Source organism: Sinosporangium album (genome assembly GCF_900100605.1).
GTDB classification, from domain to species: domain Bacteria; phylum Actinomycetota; class Actinomycetes; order Streptosporangiales; family Streptosporangiaceae; genus Sinosporangium; species Sinosporangium album.
On sequence record NZ_FNCN01000012.1, the window covers coordinates 21305 to 47636 of the forward strand.

Consider the following 26332-nt stretch of genomic DNA (forward strand, 5'->3'; position numbering starts at 1 on the left):
TCGTTTAGTGCTCGCTTCGCTCGCGTGCGGGGGCTCCGCCACCCGCACCCCCGGTCGCTTGCGCCCCTTGGCCGTGTCGGCGCTGGGGGCGCCCGAATGTGGGTCGGGCTGGTTCCTCGGTCGTTTCGTGGCCGTTTTGGTCCTGTAGTCGACCGAGGGCGATGTGTGTCCGCGGAAAGCGCGGACCTCGTCGCCTTCCTTCGTTTAGTGCTCGCTTCGCTCGCGTGCGGGGGTTCCGCCACCCGCACCCCCGGTCGCTTGCGCCCCTTGGCCGTGTCGGCGCTGGGGGCGCCCGAATGTGGGTCGGGCTGGTTCCTGGCCACCGCGATCGAAGTGGACCCCAAAACCGTTGAACGGTGGATCACCCAGGGGCGCAGGCCTTATCGCCGCCGGGTTCCTCCACCTCGACGAGGCGTACCTGTGGCCCGAGGCCCTCTCACCCGCCCAGGTGGCGGCTGCGTCCGGGAGCGAGGTCGTCACGGTCTACCCGCACCGCTGGGCCGTACCGCAGGACGCCTGGGGACGGCTGTTCGCCTCCGCGAGGCGGGAGATCGGGGTGCTGGTCTACAGCGGTCTGTTCGTCGCCGAAGACCGCAACCTGGTACGGCTGTTCGCCGACAAGGCCGACGCCGGAGTACGGGTGCGGATCCTGCTCGGTGACCCCGAGAACTCCTGACGGGAGGCGCGGGCGTGGTCGATTGAGCCGAAGCGCTAGAGAAGGCCGAGGATCTTCCGTGGTGCGTGTGAACTCCTCGACCGGGTGGCGGGGCAGGAGAGGGATGCCATGTCGCGGAAAGCTGGGAGGAGCCGGGCCGCCCGGTGCCGTCGGCGGCGGCATACGCGGCGCGACCCGGGTCCGCGGGAACCGATCATCGCCCCCGCGGACGCAGGGCCACTCGAAGCGGGCCGCCGGCCGTCGGAGTGGATGTGTCCTGCGGACGATTCGTCAGGGGAGTTCCGCGGCCACTAGATAGCTGCGCGGCAGGTCGGGAAGGTTGGAGGGCGATGCGGACTTGGGCCAGCGCCCGTAGTCGGCACCGGGCCGCCCCGGCTCCGTCACCTGGGTCACCCTCCAGCCGCACCGTTCCACGAAACCGCGAGGGTCGTCCGTCCCGAACACCCAGGGGCTGCCGGCCTCGTTGAGCCGGTCGAGGAAAGGGCGGATGTAGGGGAGCCGGAAGATGCCGGTGCCGATCAGGTCCGCCGCGAAACCGCTCCCCGCGGCCGACAGTTTCACCGCCTGGCTGACGACCTGGTGGGCGAGGGGTTCGGGCAGGTAGAACAGCAGTCCCTCGGCGAACCAGACGGTCGGCGCGGTCGGGTCGAAGCCCTGCTCCATCAGGGCTGACTCCCAGTCGTCGCCGAGGTTCACCGGAACGGTCCGGCAGTCGCAGCGGGGAACCGACGCGCTGGTGCTCAGCCGTTCCTTCTTGTAGGCGAGCAGCGCGGCCTGGTCCACCTCGAAGATCACCGTGCCGTCCGGCCAGTCCAGCCTGTGGGCCCGGGTGTCCAGACCCGCTCCGAGGCCGACGACCTGATGCCCCGTCTTCCCCGCTTTGGCCCTCAGGAAGTCGTCGAACCAACGGGTGCGGATCGGCAGGAACGGGTTGCCCTCGTCGGCGGCACGGCTGGTGTGGAAGTGGCGGAGCAGTGCCGCGGCGTGCGGCCCGGCCAGGAGAGCGGCCAGCGGGTCGTCGAAGAGGCGGTCCGGCCGGCGACTCTCCCGCGCCCTGGACGCGGCGGTCCAGCGCGCCGTCTGGGCGACTCCGCCGAGTTTGTGGTCGCTGTTCAGAATTCCCTCTGTCATACCAAAAAAGCCTAATATCAGATTCCTTCTGTCCAGCAGAGGCCTCAATGGACATAGCCATAGGAGCAGACTGACTGTGCGCTCCATCTGTGATGGCGGTCTTGACGTTCTCCGGAACAATTATCGAAGAGTGGCCTTGAAAGGTCGAGACTCCAAGGATGGGATGTGAGATTTCCGTGAGCGATGCGTCGAACGAGGTCGTCGAGGTTGTTGCGCGGGAGATGGGGAAAATTCTCACCGCTCCTCCCCTGGGGTCGTCGGACGACTTCTTTCTCTGCGGGGGTGATTCTCTGCGTGCGGTCGAGCTGATCAGCAGAATCACCTCGCGATACCAGCCGGTTACATCCGAGGGGGAGTCCGCCCTGGGATCGGAACTTCTCCTTGCGATTTTCGACGAGGCGACACCCCGTGGAATAGCCGCGATCGTGGAAAGGCACATCGAGGCAAGAAACCACTGACACCCGTGAAGCTGTCCGAATGAGAGATCTGGAGGCGACGTTGTCGGAAGAGGCGTGCTGGTGGCCCGCGGGTCGGGTGGCAGCCGCGATCGCCACCCGGAAGCTCTCTGCGACGGAGTACCTCGACGGGCTTCTTCGTCGTGTGGCAGGAGAGAACCCCGACCTCGGTCTGATCGTCACTCTGAATGAACACGCCAGGCAGCAGGCGAGGGCGGCGGACGACGCGGTCGTGCGCGGTGAGCCGCTCGGGCCGTTGCACGGCGTGTCGATGACGGTGAAGGACAGCTTCACCACGGCGGGGATACGGACGGCGGCCGGCAGCACGATGCTGGTCGGCAACGTGCCGGCGGTGGACGCCGATGCCGTCGCCCGGGTCCGTCGGGCCGGGGCCATCGTTCTGGGGAAGACCAACGTCCCCGAGCAGTGCGCGGACGTTCAGACCTCCCACCCGGTGTTCGGCACCTCACGCAATCCGTGGCGTCCGGACCACACCCCGGGCGGCTCATCGGGAGGCGCGGCGGGTGCGGTGGCCGCCGGATTCACCCCGGTCGAGCTTGGATCGGACATCGCCGGGTCCATCCGGCTGCCAGCGGGCCACTGCGGGATTTTCGGCCACCGTCCGTCCTTCGGCGTCGTGTCTACCGCGGGGCACCTTCCTCCGTTCCAGCCCGTTGTGTCCGACCTTTGCACCGTGGGACCGCTGGCCCGTTCGGTGGACGATCTGGAGCTGATGCTCGACGTGGTGGCGGGGCCACGCCGTCAGGAGCGGTCCGCCTGGCGGCTTCGGCTGCCGGAGGCGCGCGAGCCACGGCGGGTCGCGGCCTGGTTCGACGATCCCCACTGTCCTGTCGACTCGGAGATCCGGGACGCGCTGGAGCACGCGGCACGGGCGCTTCAGGGCAGCGGTGTCGTGGTCGAGTGGGCATCTCCCCCCGGCGTCAGTTTGAGCGTCTCCGACGAGGTCAACCGGCGGCTGCTGTCCTCTGTGGCGCAGGCCCGCTACACGACCGCTGAGATCCGGCGAATCGCCTCGGGCGAACTCACCACACGTGGAGAGCTCGGTGACGAGTTCGCCGCGCAGTCGTATCGCGACTGGCTGGAGGCCGACACACGTCGGCACCGTCTCGCCGTGCTCTGGGGGCGTTTCTTCGAGCGGTACGACGCGATCCTGCTGCCCGTGACGCCCAACCTGGTGCCCCGGCACGACCACCGCCCGTTCGGCCGACGGCGGATCGAGGTGAACGGCGTCGAGCGGCCTTATTGGGACCAGATCGTCTGGGCCGGGCTGACCGCGATCTGCCGCCTGCCGACCACGGTCGTCCCGACGGGACTCGACAGCCGCGGCCTGCCGATGGGCATCGCTATAACCGGACCCTATTTGGGCGACCGCACGACGCTCGCGGTCGCACGCAGGCTGGTCGCCCTCCTGCCGCCACTCGGTCGCCCACCTCGGATCTCCCGACAGGACGCCAAGCGGCGCCCTGAGAGGCTCGTGGCGTGGTTGAAAGGAGCCCCGTTTGACATCCTCCCCTCCCTGAAGGGAGGGGATTCCCACGGTCGCCCGTGAGGGTTCCTGCTTCACCGCCAGTCGCCCGCCAGGAGGGATCCTCCTTTGAGGTCTTACACCGGCTCCACAGACGTTTCACCTCTCCGCCGGCCCGGCGGCGGGGATGTTCTTCGCTGCGTTGAGAATCCCCGCGCCCTATCGCACGATCGGTTAAGACTCGTGCGTGCGTTCGTACGGCGGTCCGCCCGGCGGCGAAACGCCTGCCCCTGCCCTACTCCGCAGGGGGTCCATTCCTCCCCCGCCTGAAGGCAGGGGTTTCCTCGGAGGTTCCTGATGACATTCGGATCGGAGGCGTCAGATGTCGACTTCGGCAAGCTGGCCGCCACGTTCGGCACCCCGCTGTACGTTTACGACGCCGACGCCCTGACCTGGCAGTACCAAGGTCTCCGGGAGTCGCTGCATCCGTCGTTGGAGATCTTCTTCTCCCTGAAGTCGAACCCGAACGTGTCGGTGTGCGCCGTACTTCACGCGCTCGGCGCCAGGGCCGAGGTGTCGTCGCTGACAGAGCTGCTGACCGCCCTGCGAGCGGGGGTGGATCCGGACAACATCATCTTTCTCGGGCCGGGAAAGAGTCGGGCCGAGATCTCGGCCTGCCTCGCCGAGGGAGTTCACGCGATCGTCTGCGAGTCGTTCGGCGAGCTGGGGCGAATCAACGAGATGGCTCTCGACCGGGGCCAGGTGGCTCGTGTCGCGCTCCGGGTCAACCCGGCCTTCGCCGTGAAGGGGTCACGGCTGACCATGGGGGGACGTCCCCGCCAGTTCGGCATCGACGAGGCTGAGCTGCTCGCCCGACCTGACCTGGGAGAGGAGTATCCGGGAGTCAGGCTGACGGGTATCCACGTGTACATGGGGACGCGCATCCTGGATGAGAACGTGGTGGTCGAGAACACACGTCGGATCCTCGACCTGGCGGAGCGCCTGTCGGCGAGAATCGGCTTCCCCTTGGAGATGGTGGACATCGGTGGAGGCCTGGGCGTCGCGTACTTCGACGGTGAACGGGATCTCGATGTCCGAGCGTTGACCGAACAGCTGAATCCGGTGATCGAGAAATTCCACGCGGCACACCCGAACACCAGGATGATCATGGAGTTGGGCCGCTACCTCTCCGCCCCCGCCGGGGTCTACCTCGCCCAGGTGCTGTACACCAAGGAGTCCATGGGCGAGCACTTCGCCATCACCGACGGCGGCACCCACCACCACATGGCCGCGGTGGGCACCGGCTCCTTCGTCAAGCGGAACTTCCCCATACGGCTGCTCAACCGGCCCACCACAGATGCGACGGAGCCGTGGCAGGTTACCGGCCCGCTATGCACCCCCAACGACACCCTGGGCAAGAACGTGCCGCTGCCGGCCTTGAGGCCGGGAGACCTAATCGGTGTACTCCGCTCGGGTGCCTACGGGCCGACGGCGTCACCCGTCCAGTTCCTCAGTCACGGCTACCCCGCGGAGGTCCTGATCTGGGAAGGGAGCGCCCACCTGGTGCGGGAGCGCGACCGGCCCGAGGACCTTCTCGGTCGGCAGCGACTCCACCCTGCTCTCTCACCCGAGGCGGGAGGTCGGGCCATGGCGTCCGACGTCAGACCAGCCCCAGCTTGATGGCGGTGACCACGGCGGCGGTCCTGTTCGGAGAGTCGAGCTTGAGAAGGACAGAGCCGACCAACCGCTTGGCGCCGTGGGTCGAGATGCCGAGGGAACGGGCGATCTGCTTGTTGCTCATCCCTTCGACGAGGTGGGTCAGCGCCTCATTCTCCCGCGGCGTGAGATTGACCGACCTGTGAACGGGAGCCGAGGTCGCCTGGCGGGTTCCGACGAGCAGCCGCCGAGCCAGCGCCGGTGGCATCGGCATTTCGCCGAGAAGCGTGCGCTCCAGGGTGCTGTCGAGTAGGTCGGCGGAGAGTCCCGACATCGGGAGAAAGCCGTCGCACGGCAGCATGGAAAGTCTCGCATTGTCGATCCTCTCGAAATCATCGCCGATTACTACAATGCGTGTCGAATCTCTCTTGAAGAGATCGAAATACTTTCCTAGGAACTTCCACTGCTCGATATCGACAATGAGAACCCCGGGTTCCCTTAAATCGATGGGCCCCGGGAGGTTCTCGGGGTTCCAGTGAGCGACCGAGCCGACCCCTGAGATCCGGTTGAGCATCGTGTCAAGCCCGCAACGAAGGACCTCGTTGCGTACCAGCAGGACAACGTCGACCTTCTTCGGCTGCTTCTCGAGTTCACGTATCGTGGACACCTTACCGCCTTCCCGATAGGTCAATTTCATGATCTCCGTAGGGAAGCAATATCGTCAAGAGTCTTAAGAGGGGCTTGGGCCACCCCGAGTTGGTTGAAGTATGCCTCTGAACTGCGGGAACGCGCTGTCCGTAGGCTTCTCAAGCTACGTGCGGCGGGTGAGGGGCAGGGGGCGCCGGCCCGGGTCGCGGACCGGCTCGGGATGCATCGTGAGGCGTTGCGGACGTGGGTTCGGCAGGCCGAGGTCGATGGCGGGAAGCGGCCGGGGACGACGACTTCCGACGCGGCGCGGATCGCGGAACAGTTCGGTGTGGAGCCGATCTGCGCCGTGCTCCCGCCGGATCGTCGGCCGGAAGTACAAGAAGGAACTCGTCGAATTCCATAGGGGCTGGAAAGGCATCATGGATGTGAGAGACGGCCGCCATGGAATGGGCTGTCTCGCGCAATTCAGAAAGGTCGAATTCCTACTGTGGGTAGTTCCTCCGGCCGAGTGCGAGGAGATGTTCAACCGATGAGCCGCCGGCACCGGTCTGACGACCGGGAACCAAGCGATCCAGCCTCCAATTTCGCCAGGGCGGCCCAGTTTCTCCTGTATCTCCTGTAGTTGCAGGTAAAGCCGCTTGTTCGTGGTAAATCGATTGCCGGTCGACCTGATCCCGCGGTAGCCAAAAACGTGTTTCTCACTGCCTTTCCTCCGCGTTCTGGCTCCTTGACGGCGGAGCCGGGGCCGGTGCCATGGGCATTCCCAGTGCCACCCCCGATTCGACCCGGCTCATCCGCCGCACTTCACGTACGGTGACCACAACGACGCTGACGCCGAGGAAGTTGCATACGGCGATGCTGTAGTAAAGGGATGCGGCGCTTGACGTCAGGTGAACCGCCAGCATTCCGACCAGCACGATGACGCCGAAATAGACGGTGTTGAGAACGAGGGCGTATTTCCCTCTGCCGATCTGCTCGAGGAGTGTGAGCGCGGCCAGTACCGGTCCCTGGATCGCATAGGTGAGCCCGACCGTCTCCATGTACCGGGACGTCACGGAGGCGATCTCCGGGTTCCCCGTCAAGGCCGCGGCCAGCGGATCGGCGGCCAGCCAGATCCCGAGAGCGAGCACCAGGTAGGTGGCCACCGTCAATTCGAGGCCGCTGCGCAGGGTTCGGCTGAGCCGCCCGTACTGCCCGGCCCCGCGCTCCTGGTTCAGGATGATCGCGATGGCGGTGCCGAGCACGGTTCCCGGCAGGAAGACCAGGCCCTGCAGGTTGACGGCGACGGAGAAGCCCGAAACGACGAGCGGGCTGAAGTCCCTCAGGATCCACAGGACGGCGAGGTTGTAGGCGGCGACCAAACCGATGGTGCCCGCGATGGGGACGCCGATCTGCCAGAGCTGTCCGACGGCCTCGCCCCGCCAGGGTAGCCGCTGACCGGTTTGCCACAGGCCCGCCCTGCGCAGCAGTACGAACGCCAGGGCGAGGCCGACGGCGCCGGAGAGCACGCTCGCCACCGGCACGCTGTAGATGCCGATCCCCGTGCCCAGCCCCAGAGCGGCCACGCAGCCGACCCGCACCGCCGCGACGGATACGACCACCACCGTGGCCGTCCCCACTCGCCCGAACCCGCGCAGGGCGGCGGCGCCCAGAGCGGAGCCGATGACGGACAGCTCGGCGAAGGAGGTCCAGCGGAGGAAGGAGACGAAGTCGCCCCTGACCTGTGGCGTGACGTCGAGGAGAGCGGCGATGCCCGGCGCGGCGACCGCCACCGCGCCGCACAGCGCCACTCCGGTCCCTATCCAGATTCTGGCCATGCTCGCCGTGACCGGCAGTACGGCCTCGGGCCGCCCCTGTCCCCGGCTGATCGCCGCGGCTACCTGGTTGCTGATCGCGAACGCGGCCGTAACGGCCAGCATGATCAGTGCGACCGGATGGTAGAGAGAGCGGATGTACAGCGCTTCGGACCCCATCCGTCCAAGCAGCGCGATGACGGCCAGGAGCGCCAGGACGTCGACCAGCTCCGCCAGCGCCATCGGCAGGGCGAGCCGGCTGACCGGCCGCCAGGAGCTCGCCCGAACCCGGAGCCGACGCACGGGCTCCCCGAAACCGTACATGTATGACCTCCGTAACAAGCCCTTTGCCTTTGTCGGCGAAATTCGGTCTTCACCTGCAGACGATTCCGCGCCACCGCTACGGAGATAGCTGCCAAGAAGAAATTAAGAAGTGCCGAAAAAGAAAATTGGATACACTGGACCCCGTGCGAAAATGAATCCGTTCGCCGTGCGGCGGCCAACGGTTCCGACGATCGGAGACAGAAGTATCCGCCAGGTCTGCCAGCGCTTCCGAAGCATTGAGAGGTGGGCTGGAAAAGAACACAACGCATCAGTGGAAATGTTTTAGCGTGACGAAGCTAGCAGAAATTTGCAGGTCCTGGGAAGCTCCCCCGGCTATCTGCCGGTACCTTGGGCGAAGGCTGTCAGCTGTCTCCACGCCATGGGGTCGCCGAGATCATCGGGGGCCTGTGCATACAGGTTGTAGCTGTGCGGCGTCATCGCCGCCGAACGGCCGGGCAGCAGGTCCAGGCAGGTGCTGTGAAGAAGCTCGGGGGTAAGGGAGCCCTTCCGGTCTACCGCGTGACACACAATTACGGTTTCTTCGGAACCGGTCGCTGAATGTTTTATCTCAAGCAGGAATTCCTGGTGTCCCAGGGCGTTCTCAAGGAGCCGGCGAACCACTCCGAGTCGCACCCAGCTCCTGTCGATGAAATGCCAGTCGGGTCCGCGCCCCGCCGGGGCCAATTCGGCCTCGCTCACTAGTTTCGACAGGTCCGTAATGGATTCTCCTGCTCTGACCAGGGTCTGGACCAGGTCGCGTCCGAACGAGTGCAGCTCCGCCCGGGGCAGGCACCTCGGGTCAGTCCACAGCGAGGCCGTGAACTCTCCCTCAAGGCGGTAGACGGTGAGGGCCATCCGGGAAAGTCGCCATTCCGGTTCGAGCACGGTGAGGTTCCCGTCGGGGAACCGTTCGACCGGGTCCGGGGTGGCGGAGTGACGCAGCTCCGGCGAATGCCCGGCCGCGCTCACGTCGTTGAACAGGCAGTCCCTGGTGTAGGCGTCGATGCCGCGAACACGGCCCGCCTCGCTGATCTCCTCCCATATCTCCCGTGCGTCGTACCAGCTGTTGCGGTAGGCGAGCAGAGCTCCCTTGGCGACCCGCCGCGCGACCTCGTCGAAGCACTCCGCGCCGGTTATGTCGACATGGATGAACGCGTCCGTCGACTGGGTGCCCGCGTAGTTCCGCAGTTGCGGAAGGATCCGGTTCGACGCAGAGGAGGTCAGCCCGATCGACGGGACCCCGGCATACCGCGCAAGCAGAACGGTCAGCGCGCTCAGCACCGCGGCCGAGCGGCTCGTTCCGGTACGGCTCGCGATCTTTCGCAGAGCCTCGGCGGCGCTGCGGGAACGGAGCAGGATCCCCGGCTGGGGCAGGGCCTCCCCGCCTTCCGCCTCCAGCGGGAAGACCGCCTGCGGAACCTTGCCGAGCTGGTCGGCCCAGTACCGCCGGCTTCCACGGATCCGGCGGTCGATCTCCGGACGGGCTTCCAAAGCGGCCAGGTCGATGGGCTGCAGACCCTGCTCGGACAATTCCTCACCGGCCAGCAGGGCGCGCAGGTCGCCGACCATGAGACCGAGACCGATACCGTCGGTCGCGAGATGGGAGATGGCGGCGGCCAGGTGGAGGCACTCGGTGCCGCTGACGACCACGGCCACCCGTAACGGCAGGTCTTTCTCCAGGTCGAAACGCGGCAGCCAGAGCTCATGGCGCAGTTGTTCGGCGGCGAGCCGGGACCGCGACGCGTCGCATCGCACCACGCGCAGTGCGAGGTCACCGGCCGCCGCCACCCGCTGCGCCCACCGCCCAGGCCCGATGTCATAACGGGTGCGCAGGGACTCGTGACGGATCAGCAGGAGCCGGAGGGCCCCGGCCAGCCTCTCGACGGTCGTCCCGGGGGGCAGGTCGAGGACCAGGTCCTCCGCGACCTGGTCGGGTCCGGTGAGCAGGGCGCGCAGGATGTTCTCCTGCCCCCTGCTCAGCGGCCCGTCGCGCTCCTCGCACCCGGAGAACCGGACCGGGATCGTGTCCGTCACGAACCGTCTCCTTCCTGGTCGACGTTCAGCACGGTCTTGAACGCTTGGCGCCGGTCGGACAACCGATACGCCCGCGCCGCGTCCTCCAGCGGGAGGCGGTGTGAGACGACCGCCGACGGATCGATCCGGCCGGCCCGGATGAGTTCGAGGACGTTGGCCCGGACCGCGATCGGGTCGCCGACTGTGAAACGTACGATCAGTTCGCGGGCGAACGCCAGGCCGCTGGGGAACGGCATGGCCTCCGCGTGGTGCGCGCCGACCACGGCGACGGTGGCCCGCGGCGCGGCGGTCTCCAGCGCGTACCGCAGGGCGGTGTCGCTGCCCACGGCCTCGATCACGGCGTCGGCGCCACGACCGGCGGTGAGCTCGCGGAGTGTCCGGGACAGCTCCGCGGGATCCGACGCCCGTACCCCGAAAGCCTCGAGCGTTTCACGGCGGGCCGGGTCCGGATCGGCGGCGACGATGACGGCGGCGCCGGCCAGGCGGGCGCACAGGGCACAGAGCAGCCCGACGGGTCCTCCACCGACCACCGCGACGGTGGCCCCCGGCGTCGCGCCGGAGTCCCGGACCGCGCAGTACGCCGTGGACAGCACGTCCCCGACGAACACGGCCTGCTCGTCGGTCACACCGTCCGGAGTAGCCGCCAGCACCAGATCGGCGTACGGCACCCTGACGTACTCGGCCTGTCCGCCGGCGACCGGCTCGCCGACCACTGAGGCGTAGCCGAAAAGGCCGACGTGAGCGCACTGGTAGTGATGTCCGCGGGCGCAGTACCCGCACCTGCCGCACGCGATGACGTCCGACGCGAAGACCCGCTGCCCGACGGCGAACGGGACCTCCGGTCCCGCCTCGTGGACGACGCCCGCGAACTCGTGGCCCAGGACGGTGCCGGCCTCGAAGCCCGGGATCTCACCCCGGTACGGATGCAGGTCGGTTCCACAGATCGCGGACCGGGTGACCCGGACTACCGCGTCGCGTGGTCCCTTGACAGCGGGCATCGGCAGCTCTGTCACCTCGATCCGGCCCGGAGCCCGGTAGACCACCCCTCTCATCGCTCCTTCTCCCCGAACGTCACGAAGGCCCATCCCTTGGCGGGGAGGGCGATGGGCCGTCCGACTGCGCCGGCGCCGCTCCTCATGACGACTTCGGTGCGAACCGGCCGGTCGCCGTGATTGACGGCCAAGACGCGACCCGCATCGGCACCGTGACCAGGCACAATCTCGACGTCCGGCTCGGGACAGTCCGCGGTGACCGCGACACCCGCGAACTCGGCGACACACAGGTAGAACGTCTGCCAGCCGGTGGCGGCCAGCCTGCCCGGACTGTCGAGCATGGCCTCGACCGGGGCGTTGGTGAAGACGAAGCGCCCCCGACCCACCCGGTTGGATATGACGGCCGGTGAACCGTCCGTGTATGTCGCGAGCACGTCGGCCGTCCCGGTCCTCAGGGTCGTGACGGGACCGGGCGCCCTGTCCCAGTCCAACGGCCACTCCCGGTCCCCCCAGTGCAGGCGCGTCTTGCCCTCGGAACTCGTCGTGTAGTCGGTGATCATCGCCCCGACCAGGTCGGGGCCGGGAAAAGCGTGCAGATGGTCTCCCAGCGACAGGTAGACGACCGCGCCCGCGAGGGCGGAGGCGGTGAGGTTCTCGAGGTCGGCCAGCGTCAACCGGGTGACGGAGGGGCAGATCACCAGCGCCCGATCGCCCAGCTGTCCGGAAACCACGTCAAAGTCCAGATGGGAGCGTTTCAGCAGCAGGTAGGCGTAGAAGGCCGCGACACCGCTCCCGGCAGCGTCCAGATAGCTGTCCCCCTGGCCCCGCATGCGTTCTGGCAGGTAGAGGGCGGTCCCGGCGGGGCCGCGTTCGGGGCGGAGCCGTCCGGCCACGGCGAGGATCTCCTGGTAGGCCCGCATCGCGGGTTTTGGCGTTCCGTCCAGCCGGTGCAGCCCGGCGGTGCGCTCGGCCGGTCGCTCCCGGTACGGCTCGGCACACGAGGCGATGTCCTGCCAGCACCACACCAGGACGCCGGTCGCCCCGTTGGCGAGCGCCGAGACGGTCGACGCCCGCAGATAGGCCGCCGCGACCTCCTCGTCCACCCCGTAGCTCCCCAGCTCGTCCACCAGGGGAGCCCCGAACGCGCCCGCGGCCTGGGTGAGGAAGGGCGTGAGGTTGGTGGCCTTGTAGGACATGGTCGACTCGATCGAACCGGGCGCCCAGACCGGGAACCCGTGTGTCCCGACCAGGTCCAGACCGGCGCTGTTGTCGATGCCGTAGGGTCCGGAGCCGAAGGTCCCCGACAGGTCGTTGGCCTGAAGCACCAGGGCGCCGGGAGACTCCTCCCGGATCGCCCTGGCCATCCGGGTCTGCCAGTCGGCGACCTCGGCGCGGGTGAGCGAGCGGGCCCGTCGCCGGTCGATGTTCCACAGCTCGTCCCCGAGGTCATAGGCGAGGACGTGGGCGCACCCGCGGAGCGCCCCGGCGACCGACCTGGCCAGCTCCTCCTCGGCGCGCAGCAGCTCGCTGTCACGCCAGACGTCGCGGCCGTTTCGCCAGGCCAGGTCGAGCAGTTGCCCGTTCATCCAGATGGTGAACAGCGAGACCACGCACGCGAGCCCGTGCTCCCCGGCCGTCCTCACCGCGTCGGAGATCCGGTCGAGCATGACGGCGTCCGTCTTCTCCGGGGAGGGCTGGAGGTCCCTCCAGATGACGAAGAGTCGGACGGTGTTCAGCCCGGCTGCGGCGATTCGGCCGAAGTCGGCGTGGATCGTCGCCGGGTCCCAGTCCGCCCAGATCCGGCACCCCGCCTCCGAGGGCTGGTAGTTGACACCGAGAGCGAGGAAAGGGGAGCCGTTCCGGAGCAATCGGCCGTTCTCGACGGTGAACATCACGTCGTCTCGGCCCGGCCGGCCGGGCGCACCGCCGCTGTGAGAACGGTGACCACGTGCGTTACGTCGTCCTCCGTCATCCGCGCGTGCAGCGGCAGGGTGAGCAGCCGGCCGGCCATCCGCTCGGTGACCGGCAGCCTTCGCTCCGCCGGGTCCGGTCCCTCCCGGTAGGCGGAGAACAGGTGGGTCGGCCGATAGTGGACCGAGGTCTGCACGCCCTCGTCGCGGAGCCGGGACACGACCGCGTCGCGGGGCAGACCCGCTGGAAGCAGGATCGCCATCAGATGGAACGCCGAGTCGGCCACGTGGCGGGCGAAGGGGATCCCGATCTCCGGCACCGACCGGAGCAGGTCCCGGTAGCGGTGCACCAGGCGTCGGCGGACCGCCCTGTCCTCGGCCAGCCTGGCGAGTTGTGTCCGGCCGATCGCGGAGGAGATCTCCGTCGGCCGGTAGTTGAGGCCGATGCCGTTCACGTCGTAGTCCGACCCGCCGGTGTGGGCGCGCTCCCAGGTCGTCCGGGTGACGTGGTGGGAGTGTTTCAGGCGGATGAGGTCGAGCTGCTCCGGCCGTCGTGCCAGTACCATTCCCCCCTCACCGGTGGTCAGGTTCTTGGTCGCGTGGAAGCTGAAGCACCCGAAGTCGCCGATCGTGCCCAGCGTTCCCTCGGGGGACCGCACCAGCGGGGCGTGGGCCGCGTCCTCGACGACGGCGGCGCCGTGCGCCCGGGCCAGGTCGGCGATCTCGGCCGTGCGCGCGGGGTAGCCGCCGTAGTGCATGACCACCACCGCTCTGGTACGCGGGCCGAGCAGCCTTCGGACCTCGGCCGGCGCGATAGTCGGCTCCTCCGCGGAGAGCACGTCGGCGAAAACCGGGGTCCCCCCGCAGAGGGCGACCATGGCGGCCGAGGCCACGAAGCTCAGAGACGGCACGATGACCTCGTCACCCGGCCCGAGATTCAGCGCGAGCATGGCGAGGTGCAGGGCGGCGGTCCCGCTGCTGACCGCCACGGCATCCGTCACCCCCATCGCCTCGGCGAACTCCTCCTCGAACGTCCGGGTGACCGGACCGGCGGACAGCCAGCCCGAGGTCAGGACCTCGTTCACGGCGGCGATCTCCGCGGCGCCCACGGTGTTGTCCGCCAGGGCCACCCGAAGAGCGGGCTTCTCGATTCCCATCACTCCTTCTCTCTTTGACGCCCTCTCCTGGACGCCTTCTCCCAGACGCCGGCGGGTCGTCCCGGGTCAGTCGGCCGACCGGTCGAATCCGGCCTCGACCGCGCGGGCCACGTGTTCCCAGGACATCTCCCGCTCGACTCTCCGCCGCCCGGCGGCGCCCATGGACGTCCGGAGCCTCTCGTCGCCGAGCAGCCTCGTCAGGGCGTCGGCGACGTCCGGCGGCCGGTCGCCGACGACCAGGCCGTCCACTCCGTGTCTCACCACCTCGCTCACACCGGCGAAGCTCCCGGACACCACCGGTCGGCCGCAGGACCAGGCCTCCGCGAAAACGAGGGGGAAGACGTCGGCCCTGGTCGGCAGGGCGAGGACGTCGCAAGCCGCCAGCGCGTCGTGTTTGGCCCGGTCGTCGATCATCCCGAGGTTCAGGATCCGGCCGTCCCGCGACGCCGAGAACGCCGCAGTGGCCTCGGGCTCGCCGTCCGGTCCTCCGAAGGCGAAAACGGTGTCCGGAAACGCGTGCCACACGAGGGGGGCGGCGTCCAGCAAGGTGCGGTACCCCTTCGTCGCCACCCGGCGGCCGAGGAAGAGCACCATCGGGCCGTCGACGCGATGGCGCCGCCGGAACTCCCCGGCGTGCGCGCCGCCCTCCAGGTCGGGGGCCTGTGGCAGCCTGAACAGCCGGGCTCCGGGAGCGCCGACGGCCCGTATCGCCGCCGACTCGGCCTCGGTCAGGGTGAAGACGGCTCGGGCGGCGGCGCAGAGTTCCGCGCCGAGTGCCTTGTCCGGCCAGATGTCCGTGGTCGAGGCCGGGGTGAGGACGAAACGCGCGCCGTACCGGTCGGCCAGCTCACGGGCCAGGCGGACCGGGCCGGGCAGCGCGAGATCGTAGGCGTGGACCACGTCCGGACGCCAGCCCGGCAGCGCGGCCAGGAGTTCCGCCTCGGTGCCGAGGACCGGCCACGGCTCGCCCGCCATCGCGGCCGGCCGTACAGCGTCGGTCATCGCGGCTACGGTGTGCCCCCGCCTGGCGAGCCCGGCCGTGGTCCGCCAGGCCATCCGCTCGGCGCCCGAGGTCGCTCCCGGCCCGTAGCCGCCGAACACTGACAGGACGCCGCTCATTACGAGGCCCCCGGCCGGGCGGCGGCCTCTGCGCCGTACCAGTCGAGCATCGTCCGGAGCCCGGTGTCCAGGTCGACGGGCCGCCGGGCGGGAAGCAGTGAGCGGAGCCTCCGGAGGTCCGGCAGCCGGCGCTCGGGCGAGCCGTCCGGCGGGTTGAAGATCGCCAGGTCCGGCGACCTCCCGGTCAGGGCGAACAGCCTACGCGCGAGATCGAGGATCCTGATCTCCTCTTGGTCGTTGCCGATGTTCACCACCAACGCTTCGTCGGTGGGCAGCCTGGTCACGTCCACGGTCGCCTCGACGGCGTCGTCGACGTGGCAGAAGGCCCGCGACTGGTAGGCGCCGTAGATGGCGAAGGGATCCTCGCCCGCCGCGATCCGCCTGATGAACTGCGGGATGACGTGGGACGTTCCCATCCGCGGCCCGTACACGTTGTAGTAGCGGCCGATCCTCACCCGCACGCTGTCCCGGCGCAGGTGCACCAGCGACTCGGCGACCATCTTGCTGAGGGCGTAGGAGGACCGGGGGCGTCTCGGTTCCGCGAGAACGAAGGGAACGTCCTCGTGAGTGGGGTGGCCGGTCAGCCCCACGGCGGCGGCGCCGTCGCCGACCTCGCTGGTCGAGCTGAGGAACAGGGCCCCCGGTGGGATCAGGTCGCACCAGTCCAGCAGATGAAGGGTGGACAGTGTGTTGGTGCGCAGAACCCTCGCCGGAGAGGAATCGACACGCTGCACCCCGACGACCGCCGCCAAGTGGTAGACGGCGTCGAACTCTCCCGTCAGCAGCCCATCCGGTATCGGACTGGTCAGGTCGTGCGTGACGATCCGCAGGTCGCTCACGAGTTCGTCGAGTACTCGGTCCCGCCTGCCCCGAGAGAAGTCGTCGAGGACGGTCACGTCCGCGCCGTCGTTGAGTAGCCGGCGGGCGAGGTGCAGGCCGACGAAGCCCGCCCCTCCGGTGATGAGGACGCGTTCAGCCATGGCCCAGCCTCAGGTAGGTCAGGCCCTCGTGCCGCTCGGCCTGTTCGCTCAGCAGGCCCCACATGTCGAAGACGACCGGTCTGGGAGCCGTTCTGCCGAGCAGGTGGGCGAGGCCGGGTCCGGTGTATCCCGGGTGGTCGGTGAGCAGGATCACCGCGTCCGCGGAGTCGAGTGCTTCGTCCAGGTCCATCGGCTTGTAGCCCAGTGCGGCGATCCGTTCGGCCCTGACCACGAAGTCGTGTCCCACGAGCGTTCCCACTCGCTCGGTGAGCAGGCGGGACATCGGGCCCGACGCGGCGCCACGGGTGTCGTCCGTTTCCGGACGGCCCTTGTAGGCGATGCCCAGGACGGCGACCTTGGTCTCCGAGAGGGGCTTGCCGCGGGATTCGAGGGCCTTGAGCACCCGGTCTGCGGCCCGTGCGGGCAGGCTTTCGTTGAGGCTCCTGGCCGCGGCGACCATGGGCGGGCGGTACCCCGCCTCCTCCCCGGCGTGCATCAGCAGGTAGGGGTCCTTCACCAGACAGCTTCCGCCGACGAACCCCGGGCGTGAGAGGTCGGGGCGCGGGTAGCGCAGGTTGGCGCCGGCTATGAGCTCGTGGGCGTCCAGTCCGAGGCTCTCGGCCAGCAGGGCCACCTCGTTGCCGAACCCGTAGATCAGGTCGGTGTGCGCGTTGCAGATCAGCTTGACCATCTCGGCCGCCTCCAGGGAGGAGACGACGACCTGGTCCGGTGTCACCGCCGCGAGCAGATCCCGGGCGCGCCGGACCGATCTGTCGTCCAGCCCGCCGATGATCTGTGGCAGGCTCCGAATTTCGTCGAGCGCTCGCCCCTGGATGGTGCGTTCGGGGCAGCTCGCGAGGAGCGGCGACGACACTCGGCGTCGGAGGGCGGGCAGGACGATCCGGCGGCCGGTGCCCACCGGCACGGTGCTTCGGATGATCACCAGGGTCTCGTCGTCGACGTGCTCGGCGACGTGCTCGACCGCCGACCGGAGATGACCGAGGTCCGGGCGCCTGGAGTCCTCCTCGACCGCGGTGCCGACACAGATGATCACCGCCAGCGGTGGACGGTCCGGCAGCCGGTCGGAAACGGTCAGTGATCCCTCCGGCAGGCTGCCGAGAAGCTCGGGGAGCCCGGGTTCGAAGAAGGACGGTGTTCCGGCCAGGATCGCGGATCGCACTGCCGGGCTGGTGTCCACACCGACGACCCGTCTGCCCGCCGCCGCCAGGGACGCCGCCAGCGGGAGCCCTATGTATCCAAGCCCCACGACCGCGACGTGGTCCTCGCGCTCTTCGGGTGCCCTCTCAACATTCATCGTCGTCATCGCCTTGTCCGTGGGGGGTGGGGGTGGTCGTGACGTGGTCCAGCAGCGCCGTGAGGTCTACTTTTCCCAGTGGGGTTCGGGGAAGTCTGGGCACGAGGTGCAGGTGCCGGGGGACTTCGTGCGGCGCGAGCCGTTTCCGGCACCCGGCGACGATCCCGGCCACGGCGTCCGGCCCGCGGCCCGGCGCGAGGACCAGGGCGGCGTGCACCGTCTCCTCGGCTTTTTCGGCTCTGCCGAACACGTGGGCCTCCAATACCGCGGCGTCCTCGGTGAGGATCCGCTCCACCCGGTGCGGATTCACCTTTCGGCCGCCGACGTTGACGAAGGTGTTCTTGCGGGCGAGCACCGTCAGGTGTCCGGCGGTGTCGACCCGGACCAGGTCACCGGTGTCGTAGAAGCCGTTCTCGTCCGTCAGGGGTTCGTCCGACCCCGCGTAACCCGTGAGGAGGGTCGGCGTGCGGACCAGCAACCGCCCGGTGTCGCCGGTGTCTCCGGTGTCTCCGGTGTCGCCGGTGTCGTCTTGGACGATCCGCCACTCGACGCCCGGGGCGAAAACCCCCGCCGTTCCGGCGGGCCAGGGGGCGTCGCGGCCGTGCTGACAGGCGATCAGCCCGGTCTCGGTGCTGCCGTACACCTGGCGGATCGGAGTTCCGAGCCGGAGTTCGGCGGCCCGCTCGACCTCGGGATCGAGCGGGCCGCCCGACGAGAGGAGGACCCTCGGAGGGACGGCCGCGGGCCGGGTGTCGGCCGAGGCCGCCAGCAGTCCGTACAGCAGTGGGCTGCCCAGCACGATCGTGGCGCCGAGGGCCAGTGCCTCGTGCGTCCCGCGCAGGCTGAATCGCGGGATGATGAGAAGCTCGGCCCCGGAGACCAGCGCCGCCAGCAGGCCGCCCACCAGCCCGAAGGAATGCGCGAACGGCACCGGCACCAGAACTCTGTCCTGTTTGGTATAGCCGTGGATGTCCCGGTACAGCTCGGCACCGCGCAACAGGGCGCCGAGCCGGTGGCGGGCGATCCTGGCCTCGCCCGTGGAACCCGAGGTCAACAGCAGAAGGGCGGGTTCGGCGTTCACGGGTCCCGGCCGCGTTTCCGGCCCTCGGGCGAGACCGGACAGGAGGTCCCGGTATCCGAGCCCGACGCTCCGCGTGGCCGAGATTCCCGCCGACGGGCCGATCACGGCGGCGGGGGCCGTCCGGTGTACGGCCGAGCCCGCGTCCGTGACATGGGTGCTGCCCTGCTCCACGCAGAGCACGTCCCGGCCCGCGGCCAGCAGGCCGATCAGCGTCGCGACGCTCAGGCAGCCGTTGTCGAGGACGAGAACGACAGGGCCCGGGGCGCCGCGCAGCGCGGCCGCACCCGCCGCCGCCGAGGCCGCTGCGGAACGGAGCCGCCCCCATGAGACCGTTGTCCACCCCTCCGCCGTTCGCTCGCGCAGGGCGGTGCCGTCCGCGGGCCGATCGGCCAACAGCGTGAGCAGGTCGAGCATCGCTCCCTCCGTCTCGTTCTCCGGTGACCTCACGTGGATCGGGTCAGGCGTCCAGCGCGGGCTGGGCGATCCGCGGCCTGGCCAATGGCGCCGGGCGCGGTCTCAGGAACTCGTCCGGGGAGCGGGCGAAGGCCTCCGCGGCGGTTCGGTAACTGGCCGGTGTGCCGATGTCGTGCCAGGAAGCGGACAGTGGATGAGCCCGAACCTGACATCGCTGCTTGATGAGCGCCAGGATCAGCTCGGGCATGTCCATCGCCACGCCGGCGGACATCCATGCGCGCACCCCGGGATCGACGACCTGGATCCCCGCCGAGACCTCGACGGACAACTGGGGCTTCTCCCGGATCCCGGCGACCCGGCCGCCTTCGTCGAGGTCTAGGACTCCGAAGCTCACCGGTATCTGGATTCGGCGCGCCGCGAGGGTGAGGAGACTGCCGCTCCTCACATGGGCCGAGAACATCTCGGTGAGATCGGCCGAGGTGAGGATGTCGCAGTTCATCACGAGCGCGGGCTCGTTCCAGCGCGGAACGCGCAGCAGCGGAGCCGCCGTGCCGAGCTCTTCGGTGTCCCAGCAGTAGTCGATCGCGACACCGAGACGGCCACCCTCTCCGAGCGCGGCCTCGATCATCTCACCGAGATGCGAGACACACAGGGTGACACGTCGGAATCCCGACGCCCGTAGCCGCCGGACGATGATCTCGATGATCGGGTGATCGCCGAGGCGTACCAGAGACTTGGGAATCTCGTCCGTCACCGAGCGGAGCCGAGTGCCCTGACCGCCCGCCATGATGATCGCGTGCAAGGCCACCTCTCAGAAATCCGACGTCGGATACTTCTTCAAGAAATCTGCTCCATCCATCGGGTGGACGGCCAACCCCAGTGGTCCGCCCGATGGACCTGGACATACTGCTATACCGATGTGATCCGTTGTTGCCTGCGGTAAGCGCCCGTAAGGTGCGCATTGGATTTCCGGGATGAATGGAATTTAAATGCGCATCGAATCATCAACGCGATACCGGTTGAGTGGATCCGTGATGACCCATCCGAAACGCTTCACCTGGGCCCAGAAAGTGGCGGCGGCTGTGCGGGGCAGGGCGCTGTCCATCGTGATGGATCCCGATCCGAACGGCACTCCCTCGGCGCTGAGGACCTCACTGGCCGCCTGGTCCACGATCGAGCCCGGCGCCACCCACCACGTGGTGGTTCACGATGACATGGTGCTTTCGGACACGCTCTTCGAACGCGCCGAGAACGCGATAAGGGCGATGCCCCACGCGGCCCTGGCCCTGTTCGCCTTCTGGAACTCGCGCAACGGCGCGGCCGTCAGGATCGGTGCGTTGACAGGTTCCCGCTGGGTTTCGGCGGTGAACGAATACACCCCGTGTACCGCGCTCATCCTGCCCCGTGACGTGGCCGCAGGATATGTGGAGTTCGCTGGAAAACTGCACGGGACCTGGCCCGAGGACGTCCTCATGTACCGCTTTCTGCGTCTCGCTGGGGTACGGACCTTCGTCGGTGTTCCGAACCTGGCCGAGCACGAGGATCTCAACAGCCTGTCCGGAAACGACTTCCAGGGGTTGCGCCGATCCGCCTGCTTCCCGTCCCTGGACGCCTCTGGTTCCGAGCCGGTGGAGGACCCGGTGTTGGACTCCCTGTCCGTCGTGCCCTTCTTCAAGAACGGGAGGGCCCAGGTCGCCCTCAGAGTGCCGGGATCGCGGCGGCCCCGCTGGCAGAACGTGGAGTGCGAGCAGTATCTGGAGCGTCTCGGCACGCCGGCGGCGGTTCTCCGGCCGAGGCGCCTCGTCTCGGTCCCCGGAGTCGACACGGCCGCGGTACGGGGCACCTGGCTCACCGCCTACGCGCTTGGACTGGCCGCCGGGATCACCGAGGCGGAGAGGGAGGCCGGGCCGTACGGCGCGCGGCCGGATCCGATGGTGGTCGAACAGGCGCTGGCGACTCTGGGGCCCGGGGGGCTCTGCCACGTTCTCCCGGCTGGAGCGCTCAACGAGCTTCCGGAACGACTGGGCGAGTTGGTCCGGACGGGCGTCACGGCGGGCCGTGAGGCGGCGGACCGGCTTACCTCGCCGGGCGGGGCCGTACGTAGAGATCGCCGAGGGCAACGGGTCGCGGTGCTCGACGGGAACTCACCTCTGGGCGAATATCTGACGCGAGGGCTGGCCGACCGCGGGCACCGTGTGACGTCCGTCGGCTCCAGGACACCGGACGGAGCTCATCCCGACATCGAGTACGCCGTCGCCGACCTGGACGAACCCGAGGAGCTGTCCCGCGCGCTGGCGGGATCCGCCTGGGTGGTGGACATCACCGGCCTGACGGCTCCGGCCGCGGCCGAGCCGCTCCCGCTCCCCGAGGGTACGGTGCGGATCCGCAAACTGGGCGACGGATCGCGGGAGACCGCCGCCGACGGCTCCTGGACGCTCCATCCGGGTGAGCTCTACGGACCCGGCTGTTCACGCGGGTCGCGTCTCGGCCGGATGGTGTGGGACGCGCTCCTCAACCGTCCCATAGACACGGGAGACGACGGAGTGGCCGAGCTGAGGCTGCTGCACGTCAAAGATCTGGCCGATGTGGTCTCCGCCGTCCTGGAGGGACACCTCGACGACCGGGAGCTGGTGGTCGCCAACGACGTCCCTCACCGGGTCGGCGATCTTGCCGAGGTCATCCGCCGGATCGTCAGGCCGGTCCTGATCAGTCCGCCTGGACCGGCCGGGGCGGCGGAGGGCGAGCCCGTCCCGCCGAGCGCGACACCGTGCCTTCCACTCCGGGACGGCGTGGTCGACGTCGAGTACGGAATTCACACTTTCGCGCAGTGGCTGGCCTACGAAGCTGAATTCTCCATCGCGAGCTGACGGGAGTTCTGAACCCTGTGAGAGCTGACCTCATTGTGGTAGGCGCTGGACTTTTCGGCCTGACGGTGGCCGAGCGCTGCGCCTCCGAGTTCGGACTCGACATCGTCGTCCTGGAACGCCGTGACCATCTGGGCGGCAACTCCTACAGTGAGTTCGACGAACGAACCGGAATCGAGGTGCACCGGTACGGGTCCCACCTGTTCCACACCTCGAACGAGAGAGTCTGGCGCTATGTCAACAGGTTCACCCGATTCACGGAGTACCGGCACGTCGTCTACGCCGTCCACGGCGGCCGGGTCTACCCCATGCCGATCAACCTGGGCACCATCTGCTCGTTCTTCGGCCGGATGATGTCCCCCGAGGAGGCTCGCGCCCTGGTCGGCCATCACGCCGCCGAGGCCGGGGACGCAGACCTTCAGACACTTGAGGGAAAGGCCGTCTCCCTGATCGGCCGCCCGCTGTACGAGGCGTTCGTCCGCGGCTACACGGCCAAACAGTGGCAGACCGACCCGAGGGAGCTGCCGGCCGACGTCATCACCCGCCTCCCCATGCGCTACACCTTCGACAACCGGTACTTCAGGGACACCTACGAAGGACTTCCGGTCGACGGCTACGGCGCCTGGATGCGGCGGATGGCCGACCATCCGCGCATCGAGGTCAGGCTCGGCACGGACTACTTCGACATCCCCGAGGTGACCCCGGGCGCCGTTCCGATCGTCTACACCGGCCCCCTGGACCGCTATTTCGGTTACTACGAGGGTGAACTGGGGTGGCGCACCCTGAACTTCGAGTGGGAGGTGCTCTCGGTGAAGGACTTCCAGGGCACCGCCGTGGTCAACTATTCCGACCAGGAGGTGCCGTACACCAGGATCCACGAGTTCCGGCATCTGCATCCTGAACGCGACTGGTATCCGGACGATCAAACGATCATCATGCGTGAGCACTCACGGTTCGCCAGCCGGTCGGACGAGCCGTACTATCCGATTCACGCGCCCGGTGACCGCATCAAACTTGGTCGCTATCGCGAACTCGCCAAGGATGAGCGGGACGTCTTCTTCGGTGGCAGGCTTGGTACCTACCGGTATCTGGACATGCACGCGGCCGTCGCGTCGGCGCTGTCCCTGGTCGACAACAGGCTGCGTCCCCGATTCGGCGCCCGGGCGATCTGATCGCGGAGCTGACTCTCCCGGACCGGCCGGCACCCTGTCAGAGGGGGACGCGGGCGAGGTTGACGACCCTCGGCTGGGTGTATTCCAGCAACCCCCAGTAACCGTACTCAACACCGATGCCTGAGGACTTGTGTCCGCCGAACGGGACGTCGTGCCGGAGATCGCCGTGCGAGTTGATCCACGTGGTTCCGCAGTCCAGTCTCTCGGCGACGTCGACGGCGGTCTCCTCATCGCCCCAGACCGACCCGCCGAGGCCGAACCGCGTGGCGTTGGCCCGTTCGACGGCCTCCTCCAGGGAGTCGTAGGCGAGGACCGGGACGACCGGCCCGAACTGCTCCTCGGCCTCCAGCTGGCTGCCGGGGGCGAGAGCGGTGACCACCGTCGGCGGATAGAAGTGCCCGGGCCGCTCCAGCCGGCGGCCGCCCGTCAGGACGCGCGCTCCCAAGGACACGGCTTCGCCGACCAGCTTGCCGACCCGGACGACCTGGGCCTCGCTGACCAGCGGCCCCAGGTCGGTGGCCGGGTCCAGGCCGTCGCCGACGGTCAGACGCCGTGCGAGCCCGCCGAGCGTCTCGCCGAACTCGGCCTCGAGGTCCCGCGGGACGTACACGCGTTTCACCGCCGCGCAGAACTGGCCGCCGTTGGCGAGAGCGCTGCGGAGGATCCCGGCCGCCACCTGGCCGACGTCCGCGCCGGGCAGGACGATCGCGGGGTCGTTTCCACCCAGTTCCAGAACGACCCGTTTGAGGTCGGAACTCGCGGCCCGGGCGATAGCCCGGCCTGATTCGACCGAGCCGGTGAAGGACACCAGCCGGATCCCCGGGTGACCGACCAGCCAGGCTCCCAGCTCGGAACGGCCCGCGATCGTATTCAGTGTCCCGGGCGGGAGGACGGCGCCGAGCAGCTCGCCCATCCGCAAAGTGGCCAGCGGTGTCAGCGGAGACGGCTTCAGCACCACCGTGTTGCCGGCCAGCAGAGCCGGGGCGACCTTGACGACCGCGAGGATGAGCGGGAAGTTCGACGGGGCGATCGCGGCGACCGGTCCGAGGGGCACCCGGTCCAGTCGGATCCGTGCGCTCCGGTCGTCGACGAGGATCTCACTGCCGAGGGTGAGCCCGGCGGTGCGGACGAACCAGTCGGCGGCCAGCCGGGTCTCCGCCTCGGCGTCCCGAAGGGGCTTGCCCTGTTCCAGGGTCAGCAGTCGGCTGATCTCCCCCACATGTTCTTCAAGGACACGTCCGCAGTCCAGCAACGCCTGCCGACGGCGTTCCTCCGGGGACCGGGACCAGCCGGTGAACGCGCGCCGCGCCGCCTCCACCGCCCGGTCGAGTTCCCCGCCGTCGCAGGCCGGGGCGGCGGCGACGGTCGCGCCCGAGGCTGGGTTCTCCACCGGGAGCCGGTCGCTGCCCGCCGCGCTCCTGCCGTCGATGGTCATCGTGATTGACACCGTGCCCCCTGTCTGCCGGGCGGACGCTCTCCGGTGATCCGGATTAACCAGTCTCGGTGCTGTCGTGTTCGATTGAAGCTCCTCTTTGAGGTATGGCCATGCCGCCAGGTGTGTCGCGCGCCCAGTCGAGCCTTGTCCTGGACCTGTGGCAACCGTGAGATTGACGGCGTGACACGTCCGACTTCCAGGCTCGCTCGGCCGCGCCGCCGCCATATTTCCGCCGATCCGGATTCGCAGAAGCAGGAGCGACCTGATGCCTGAGGTTCTCGCGGACTTCTCCGCAAGGCTGAGATCCGCGCTCACCGGTGCCCCCGACACCCCTCTGGTGCTGCTCGGCAACATCGAAGTCGAGGAGCAGTGGGCCGAGGGCGAGGTCGGCCTGCCACGGATCGCCGTCAGGGGCAACGCCGCAGTGGTGAACCGGATGGACGAGCTCGCCCTGCTACTCGCGGGCGCCGGGGATTACGTCGTGCTCAAGTCGGCGCCGGAGGACGACTATCTGCGCTATCTGGAGAGCCTGGGGCTGGCTCTGCCGAACGTGCTCGCCGTCACCGGGCAGGACCCGATGCGGACGGTGACGCAGGACGCCCTGCTCGATCAGCCGCTCATCGACGCGCTCGGGCGCCTGGTGGACTCCGGTGCCAGGATCTGGCCGCACGGCGTCTCCCTGCTGGAGGAGCGGCTGGCGGCGCGTTCCGGCCTCCCGTTGGCCGGCGCGGACTCCGCGACGTGCAAGTCGGTCAACAGCAAGATCTACAGTCGGACGATCGCAGATGACCTGGGGCTGTGCCAGCCCCGGGGCCTGTGCTGCCGCTCGATGACCGAGTTCGCCGCAGCTTGCGAGGAGGTGTCCGGCTGGCTCGCGGCTGGACGGACGGTGGTTCTGAAAGACGCCTTCGGGGTGTCCGGCCGAGGCATCCTGGTGGTACGCGACGAGGCCTCGCTGCGGCGGGTCGAGCGCATGATGGTCAGACGCGCCACCCGGACGGGCCGGGAGGATCTCGCCCTGGTCGTGGAGGAGTGGGTCGACAAGAGGGCGGACCTGAACTACCAGTTCACCGTCGCCAGGGACGGTGTCGTCCGCTTCGACTTCGTCAAGGAGGCGCTCACCGAGTCCGGGGTGCACCAGGGACACAGGATGCCCGCCCGGCTGACCGCCGCGCAGACGGACACGCTGGAGAAGGCCGCCCAGCTGCTCGGCCGACGGCTCGCCGCCGACGGATACTTCGGTGTGGTCGGCGTCGACGCGCTGCTGGGCGTCGACGACGAGGTCTTCCCGGTGCTCGAGATCAACGCCCGCAACAACATGTCGACCTACCAGGAACGACTGCAGCCCTTCTTCCTCGACGACGGTGCGGTGCTGGCCACCCGGTATCCGCTGCGGCTCACCCAGAGGCTGGCGTTCTCCGAGCTGAGGACGGCTATGGACGGGCTGTTGCTGGAGCCCGGTCGCCGCACGGGCGTGCTTGTGAACAACTTCGCCACGGTGAACGCCGCGGCCCCCGCCCTCGAAGCGGCCGACGGAACGACCATGTTCGAAGGCCGGCTCTACGCGGTGGTGGTGGGCTCGACCGAAGCTGAGGTCACCGCGCTCGATCGGGCGATGAGAGCCAGAATGACGGCTCTTGGCTCCGAGCGCTGATCCCTCTCGCACCGCTTCATCAACTCCACAGAAAAC

The 26332-nt window shown here is 68.7% G+C and carries 21 protein-coding genes; 8 read left to right on the forward strand and 13 right to left on the reverse strand.

Annotated features, from left to right (window positions below; translation table 11 throughout):
- The first annotated feature begins 349 nt into the window (after nt 1-349).
- The gene (locus tag BLQ73_RS14435; RefSeq protein WP_245691079.1) at nt 350-676 is read left to right on the forward strand and encodes a phospholipase D family protein; all 327 of its coding nucleotides are present in this window, start codon (nt 350-352) and stop codon (nt 674-676) included.
- A 270-nt stretch (nt 677-946) separates the two neighbouring features.
- Here the strand turns inward: BLQ73_RS14435 and BLQ73_RS14440 are convergent, their stop codons facing one another.
- Complete coding sequence (locus tag BLQ73_RS14440) at nt 947-1807, reverse strand: SAM-dependent methyltransferase (RefSeq protein ID WP_176955450.1); 861 nt, start codon at nt 1805-1807, stop codon at nt 947-949.
- Between the two features lie 176 nt (nt 1808-1983).
- Between BLQ73_RS14440 and BLQ73_RS14445 the strand changes: the two genes are divergently transcribed.
- From BLQ73_RS14445 to BLQ73_RS14455, 3 genes are all read left to right on the forward strand, one after another.
- Nucleotides 1984-2265: an acyl carrier protein gene (locus BLQ73_RS14445; protein WP_176955451.1), complete on the forward strand. Its 282-nt coding sequence runs from the start codon at nt 1984-1986 to the stop codon at nt 2263-2265.
- Nucleotides 2266-2284: 19 nt separating this feature from the next.
- On the forward strand, nt 2285-3832 hold the full coding sequence (locus BLQ73_RS14450; RefSeq protein WP_093170969.1) for an amidase family protein: 1548 nt from the start codon (nt 2285-2287) through the stop codon (nt 3830-3832).
- Between the two features lie 273 nt (nt 3833-4105).
- Entirely contained in the window at nt 4106-5428 is a 1323-nt protein-coding gene (locus BLQ73_RS14455; protein ID WP_093170970.1) for a type III PLP-dependent enzyme, read from the forward strand.
- Here the strand turns inward: BLQ73_RS14455 and BLQ73_RS14460 are convergent.
- On the reverse strand, nt 5409-6101 hold the full coding sequence (locus BLQ73_RS14460; protein ID WP_093170971.1) for a helix-turn-helix transcriptional regulator: 693 nt from the start codon (nt 6099-6101) through the stop codon (nt 5409-5411). The genes BLQ73_RS14455 and BLQ73_RS14460 overlap by 20 nt on opposite strands.
- Before the next feature lie 63 nt (nt 6102-6164).
- Between BLQ73_RS14460 and BLQ73_RS34995 the strand changes: the two genes are divergently transcribed.
- A complete protein-coding gene (locus BLQ73_RS34995) occupies nt 6165-6455 on the forward strand; it encodes a transposase (protein WP_176955452.1) in 291 nt (96 codons plus the stop codon).
- Nucleotides 6456-6750: 295 nt separating this feature from the next.
- Here the strand turns inward: BLQ73_RS34995 and BLQ73_RS14470 are convergent, their stop codons facing one another.
- From BLQ73_RS14470 to BLQ73_RS14515, 10 genes are all read right to left on the reverse strand, one after another.
- Nucleotides 6751-8169 carry an MATE family efflux transporter gene (locus tag BLQ73_RS14470; protein WP_093170973.1) on the reverse strand — a complete coding sequence of 473 codons (1419 nt, stop codon included), beginning with the start codon at nt 8167-8169 and terminating at the stop codon, nt 6751-6753.
- A gap of 333 nt (nt 8170-8502) precedes the next feature.
- Nucleotides 8503-10203 carry a condensation domain-containing protein gene (locus BLQ73_RS14475; protein ID WP_093170974.1) on the reverse strand — a complete coding sequence of 567 codons (1701 nt, stop codon included), beginning with the start codon at nt 10201-10203 and terminating at the stop codon, nt 8503-8505.
- A complete protein-coding gene (locus BLQ73_RS14480) occupies nt 10200-11255 on the reverse strand; it encodes an alcohol dehydrogenase catalytic domain-containing protein (RefSeq protein WP_176955453.1) in 1056 nt (351 codons plus the stop codon). The genes BLQ73_RS14475 and BLQ73_RS14480 overlap by 4 nt, the downstream gene beginning before the upstream one ends.
- Nucleotides 11252-13087: a cellulase family glycosylhydrolase gene (locus tag BLQ73_RS14485; protein ID WP_093170976.1), complete on the reverse strand. Its 1836-nt coding sequence runs from the start codon at nt 13085-13087 to the stop codon at nt 11252-11254. Before BLQ73_RS14485 ends, BLQ73_RS14480 begins: the two co-directional genes overlap by 4 nt.
- A complete protein-coding gene (locus BLQ73_RS14490) occupies nt 13087-14262 on the reverse strand; it encodes a DegT/DnrJ/EryC1/StrS family aminotransferase (RefSeq protein ID WP_093170977.1) in 1176 nt (391 codons plus the stop codon). Before BLQ73_RS14490 ends, BLQ73_RS14485 begins: the two co-directional genes overlap by 1 nt.
- Before the next feature lie 66 nt (nt 14263-14328).
- Nucleotides 14329-15381 carry a glycosyltransferase family 4 protein gene (locus tag BLQ73_RS14495; protein WP_093170978.1) on the reverse strand — a complete coding sequence of 351 codons (1053 nt, stop codon included), beginning with the start codon at nt 15379-15381 and terminating at the stop codon, nt 14329-14331.
- A complete protein-coding gene (locus BLQ73_RS14500; protein WP_093170979.1) occupies nt 15381-16361 on the reverse strand; it encodes an NAD-dependent epimerase/dehydratase family protein in 981 nt (326 codons plus the stop codon). The genes BLQ73_RS14495 and BLQ73_RS14500 overlap by 1 nt, the downstream gene beginning before the upstream one ends.
- The gene (locus BLQ73_RS14505) at nt 16354-17676 is read right to left on the reverse strand and encodes a nucleotide sugar dehydrogenase (protein ID WP_093170980.1); all 1323 of its coding nucleotides are present in this window, start codon (nt 17674-17676) and stop codon (nt 16354-16356) included. The genes BLQ73_RS14500 and BLQ73_RS14505 overlap by 8 nt, the downstream gene beginning before the upstream one ends.
- Entirely contained in the window at nt 17666-19171 is a 1506-nt protein-coding gene (locus BLQ73_RS14510) for an ANL family adenylate-forming protein (protein ID WP_093170981.1), read from the reverse strand. Before BLQ73_RS14510 ends, BLQ73_RS14505 begins: the two co-directional genes overlap by 11 nt.
- A 43-nt stretch (nt 19172-19214) precedes the next feature.
- Nucleotides 19215-19973, reverse strand: coding sequence for a nucleotidyltransferase family protein (locus BLQ73_RS14515; RefSeq protein WP_143020260.1), 759 nt, complete (start codon nt 19971-19973; stop codon nt 19215-19217).
- A gap of 232 nt (nt 19974-20205) precedes the next feature.
- On the opposite strand from BLQ73_RS14515, the gene BLQ73_RS14520 reads away from it, so the two are divergent.
- Together BLQ73_RS14520 and glf are read left to right on the forward strand one after the other, a co-directional pair.
- Nucleotides 20206-22038: a Rossmann-fold NAD(P)-binding domain-containing protein gene (locus tag BLQ73_RS14520; RefSeq protein ID WP_093170983.1), complete on the forward strand. Its 1833-nt coding sequence runs from the start codon at nt 20206-20208 to the stop codon at nt 22036-22038.
- Nucleotides 22039-22055: 17 nt separating this feature from the next.
- Entirely contained in the window at nt 22056-23207 is a 1152-nt protein-coding gene (gene glf, locus BLQ73_RS14525) for a UDP-galactopyranose mutase (RefSeq protein ID WP_093170984.1), read from the forward strand.
- Nucleotides 23208-23244: 37 nt separating this feature from the next.
- Here the strand turns inward: glf and BLQ73_RS14530 are convergent, their stop codons facing one another.
- Complete coding sequence (locus tag BLQ73_RS14530; protein ID WP_245691080.1) at nt 23245-24654, reverse strand: aldehyde dehydrogenase family protein; 1410 nt, start codon at nt 24652-24654, stop codon at nt 23245-23247.
- A gap of 253 nt (nt 24655-24907) precedes the next feature.
- Here BLQ73_RS14530 and BLQ73_RS14535 point away from each other — a divergent pair, with 253 nt between their 5' ends.
- Nucleotides 24908-26296, forward strand: coding sequence for a preATP grasp domain-containing protein (locus tag BLQ73_RS14535; protein WP_093170985.1), 1389 nt, complete (start codon nt 24908-24910; stop codon nt 26294-26296).
- Nucleotides 26297-26332 lie beyond the last annotated feature (36 nt).